This window comes from Persicitalea sp. (assembly GCF_041751555.1).
Taxonomy (GTDB): Bacteria; Bacteroidota; Bacteroidia; order Cytophagales; family Spirosomataceae; genus Persicitalea.
The window spans coordinates 1-4,937 of sequence record NZ_JBGSXF010000239.1 but is presented as its reverse complement, the minus strand read 5'-3'; the positions used below and the strand labels follow the sequence as shown (position 1 = coordinate 4,937).

Genomic DNA, 4,937 nt, shown 5'->3' with positions numbered 1-4,937 from the left:
AAGCGTTGACCAGCAGAGTAAACTACCCTTTACTTTACCGCAAGTGCTGCTCGCTCTATTCCTTTCAGGTATTGCCTTCCTGCTTCTACGCTTAGCTTCTAACCTTATTTCTTTTGCAAGAATAAAAACCCGCTCCCAACTGGTATCGGACGCCGATGGCGTGAAAGTCTATCACGCCAAGAAGGAAATCGTCCCCTTCTCCTTCGGAAACGCCATTTTCTATAACCCGGGTTTGCACCAGGCCAGCGACCTGGAAGAAATTATGCGCCACGAACTGGTTCACGTGCGGCAGCGGCACACACTGGATATCCTATTTGCCGAACTACTCTTCATCCTCAACTGGTACAATCCCTTCGCCTGGCTCATTCGCCACGGCATCCGGCAAAATCTCGAATTCATTGCCGATCGTGAAGTGCTGCAAAACGGCACCGACGCCCGCGCATACCAGTTTCTACTCCTGAAAGTGGCAGGAGTACCGGAATTCCGGCTGGCCAATCAGTTCAATTTTTCCTCGCTCAAACAGAGGATTGTAATGATGAATCGCCTGAAATCGGCCCGCATTTATCTGGTTCGCTTTCTTTACCTCATTCCGCTAACGCTGGCGTTACTGGCTTTTTTCAGGACTGATTTGGAAAGTTTTTCGGCGAAAGCTCAGAATCTCGCTCCGGTTGAACCCAGTGAAATCGAGTTCGAGTATTTGGCAGGCATACTGATGGATGCGGAAACGGGGAAGCCGATTGCCAATCTACCGCTGGAAAAATCGGTAACTCGGGTAATACGTGACGGTACCCACTTTCGCAGCATTCCAGTCGCAACTTTGGAAACAATTTCGACGGATGAAAATGGCTTTTATTTTTGGAAAATTGATGTCAGGAATCAGCCAGAGGATACCTATTATTACAGCCTTAAGACCACGAATAATAAATTTAAAGATTTGAATCTAAGCGTTCACAATAATAACGGTTGGTACTTATCGGCAAATCGTCATTTCACTGTACGCTTTATAGATGAGGCAGGTAGATCAGGATTGCAGGGTTATTATAGTGTCAGAGATGGGATAGAGCCGGCAGGCGAGAGTCGGCAAATTGAGAGTGAAGAAGCTAAGCAAATGCTGATGAATGAGCTGCCGGAATTCATCGCCCAAAACAAACTCATTGTGGATTTCAAAAATCAGTATTGGAAGCCCAAGAAAACAATAACTAAATTCAGGAATGGGTACTTCGATAAAGACCACATTTTGCTAGGATATGAGGATACGCTCCAATTTTATTTAGATGGTAAAAAGGTAGGGTACGGAGAAATCAACGAAGAATTTGAGGGATACTTGATCAAGCCCGCCAGTCGCGAAGGAGACACGTATCAATTTGGTACAAATAAAAAGCTTTTCTACCTCACTTTTCCCTTATTCAGGGACGCCCCACCCGCTGAACTCGCGACCAATAACAATGTAAAATGGATTCGCCCGGATGATTTTGACCTCGCCGTCCTGGAAAATGAACCTTACATCCTGGATGGGTTTCGTCAGGTTTTTGGCACAGGAAGCAACCTCATGCCACTGAAATCAGAAATCAAGCGAATCGCCATTTTCAAAGGCAAACTGGCTCGCTACTACGATCGCAAACTCGACAAGCTTTGGTGGATTGAAACCCGGCCCGCGGGAGAGGTGATGGAGCGGCCCGAGTTTGCTACGCGCTGAGAAGCAGTTTACTGTTTTTTATCATACAACCCCGTATTCCCCTTCGCCCACACGGGTTCCAGCTTTTCAACAACAGCAGGGTTTTGGGCTGCGATATTGTGATTCTCGAGGGGATCGGTCGCGTGGTCGTACAACTCGACGATCGGCTGCGCTTCGCGGAAGTACTTCGTAAAGCGGTAGCGATCCGTGCGGACGCTGATGCCGCGGTCGAAGTAGCTATACGCTACGTTGTTCCAGGCGGGCTTTTTCGTATTGTCTAATAACTTTACGAAACTCTTCCCGTCAGTTTTGGCGATGGGCTTCTGGCCGCAAAGTTCCAGGAGACTGGGGTAGATGTCGATGCTGCTGACGATTTCATTACGCTTTTGACCGGAAGTACTTCCCGGTTTCTTTACCATCAGCACGCTTCGCACGGCGCGCTCAAAAATGGTGTGCTTGCCCCAGATGCGGTAGTCGCCGAGCTGCCAGCCGTGGTCGCTCCATATGACTACAATGGTGTTTTTGTCTAATCCCAACTTCTTCAGTTCATCCAGTACCTTCCCTACTTGTGCGTCGGTGTAGCTCACGCTGGCGTAGTAGGCGTGGCGCAGCTTGCGGGCGTAAGCGTCCGAAACCGGGTCTTTTAGGGAAGCTTTTTCGTCCCCCGTCCGGTAGGAGTTGAACTCGCCGCTGTTGTGCAGACTTTCGGGGTTCACATTTTCGGGAATGTCGGGCGAGGGCGTTAGCGTAATCTTTGCTTCGTTGTACAAATCCCAGTACTTCTTTGGGGCGGTAAAGGGCAGGTGCGGCTTGAAAAAGCCAACACCCAGAAAAAATGGCTGGCCTTTCTTCGCCAATTCGTTGAGCTTGGTCACCGCCAGGTTGGCGCTCAACCCGTCGGGGTACCCTTCGTCTGGGACATCGGCGCTTTCGTAGGGTGGTGCCTGCATTTTACGGCTTTGACGGTTAGAGCCGTCAGCGTAGCCAAAAAAAGCGTTGTGGCCCGTACCCCACTTGCCGTGATCGAACAGCATTTCGTCCCAACTATGGGGTAGTTCCAACTGGTCGCTGATGGGTTCCTCGTAGCCATAGACGTAGCCGTCGGGCATATGGCTGATCTTGCCAATGCCTACCGTGTAGTATCCGTTACGGCGCAGGTGATCGACAAAAGTTTCGGGTGTCTCAGGGAGAGACTTGACCTGAAGCTGGCGAAATGCTTCTCCGTTGCCCAACTCTGCCGGTGTCATGGGCCGTTTGCCCGCCAGCAGGCTGTACCGCGACGCCCCGCAGGTCGGCACCGATACATAGTGTCGGGTGAAAACGGTCGATCGTCCGGCCAGTGCGTCCAGATTCGGTGAGTGGATTTCGGAATTGCCGTAACAATTCAAATCAGGCCGCAGGTCGTCGATGCAGATGAAGAGGACGTTGGGCGGGGGAGGAGGCCTTTCGGCCTCGCTTGGGCGAGAGGCCTCAGTGGTAAAAGAGAAAAAGAACAAGGTAGAGGCCATTGCGGAGAATAGCAGGGTGAAAGTCAGTCTTTTTTTCATAGTTGATTAATAGTATTCTCCGGTTTTGCCTCACCTTTTACATGGCCCCCTTATTCCCACATTCACTCATTCAAAATTGACCTAATATCCCGGATTCTGCAAAAAGTCTCCTGGATTGGTCACGCGGTCGATTTGTGTTTGCGGAATGGGGCGCACCAGGTGCATTTCCTTCACGTTGACCGCAGCGTCGAGGTTGTACTTACGAATGCGTTCCAGGAAGCGGCCCGTCCGTTTGAGATCGTACCAGCGGTGCATTTCTCCCGCCAGTTCGCGGCCCCGCTCGTCGAGAAAAAAATCCAAATTCAGGTCGGCGGCCGTTACCTGCATCGCCGCTACTTTGCCGGGCAGGGCGGCGCGGCTGCGCACCACGTTGACGTACTCAGCGGCCTGGGCCAGATTGCCTTGCCGCCAGGCGGCTTCGCCGGCGATGAGGTACATCTCAGCCAGGCGCAGCACCAGGAAATCGCGCCGCCCGTCAGTAGCGTTGACGCTCGTCCGCAAGGGATCGAGGTACTTTTTGAGGGTGGGAAATTGGCGGCGGCTGGCCCCACCGATTTCCAGTGGATCGGTCACGCTGGCGACCCATTTGTCGTTGAAGTCGATCAACCAGTAGGGCACAGTTTTCTGCACCGCATCGGGGACGGGGTACAGCACAATCTTGATAGCCGTGTCGCCGGGCATCACCTTCTTGCCATTGATAGTGCCCTCCCGGTTGGCAATCCAGACAGTTTTGAACGAACCGTCGAAGCGGCTGTCTTTGCTCAAATCGAAAAGTTTCAGCGTGTAGTTGGTAGGCATGAAGCGTTGAAAGGGCCGACCATTGGCAACGTCACGGATCATGGCCGGATTCCGGGTATAGTCAAACTGAAAGTAGAGGTGGCCCTGGTTGCCAGGACCATTGGTCAAGGGATCGGAGGTGAACTGTACCGACCAAATCACTTCGGCGTTCACATCATTATCGATGTCCCAGAGGTCACCGTAGTTTTTTAGTAGTTGAAAGTCCTTACTGTCGATCACCGCTTTGGCCATTTTCTCTGCCTCAGCCCAATTGCCCAGGGTTAGTTGTACCCGCGCCAGCAAGCCCTCTGCGGCACGCTTCGAAACGCGACCGTAGTCTTTCGCTTTCGCGGGCAGATTGGCCACAGCGTATTGCAAATCAGGAACAATGCCTTCCTGGTAAATCGTGGCAACGGGGGTGCGTTTGGCCTCCGTCACCACTCCCTGTGATTCCTGCAGCGTAAAGTGGATGTCGCCAAACTGCTGCACGAGGTGAAAATAGTACAACGCCCGCAGGAAGCGCGCCTCACTGACGATACGGCTGCGAGTCGCCTCGTTCAGGCCGGACACTTTGGGTGCACGTCCGATCACAGCATTGGCCTGATTGATGCCGACGTAGAAATTATCCCAAATATTTCTGACGAAAGCGTGTGAACCCAGAAAGTTGGGGGAATAATTATTAATGTCAGGGATGTTGGTGGCACCGCCGAAGCCGTTGGTGTACATGTCCGTTCCGGTCACGGTCAGGAAGTAGGCTTCCTGCTGACCATAGAACTCCCGCAGGGGTGTGTAGGTAGCTTTGAGGGCATCCTCAATTCCCTGCGGAGTCGAGTAATAACTCTCGGCGGTAGCTAGTCCCACCGGATTTTCTTCCAAAATACCCTGGCAGGAAAGAAGTCCCGCCAAGAGCGCCAAGGCACAAAGAGTTTTATTTAGAT

General features: G+C 52.1%; 3 protein-coding genes. 1 reads left to right on the top strand and 2 read right to left on the bottom strand.

The genetic code is table 11. The features are described 5' to 3' along the window. The coding region (locus ACEW8P_RS08560) for a M56 family metallopeptidase (RefSeq protein ID WP_373512668.1) at positions 1-1,696 on the top strand (1,696 nt) is incomplete at its 5' end. Between the two features lie 8 nt (positions 1,697-1,704). Here the strand turns inward: ACEW8P_RS08560 and ACEW8P_RS08555 are convergent. Then, positions 1,705-3,222 carry a sulfatase gene (locus ACEW8P_RS08555; protein WP_373512667.1) on the bottom strand — a complete coding sequence of 506 codons (1,518 nt, stop codon included), beginning with the start codon at positions 3,220-3,222 and terminating at the stop codon, positions 1,705-1,707. Between the two features lie 81 nt (positions 3,223-3,303). After that, positions 3,304-4,937 (bottom strand): RagB/SusD family nutrient uptake outer membrane protein (locus tag ACEW8P_RS08550; protein WP_373512666.1); only part of this gene is annotated, 1,634 nt, incomplete at its 5' end.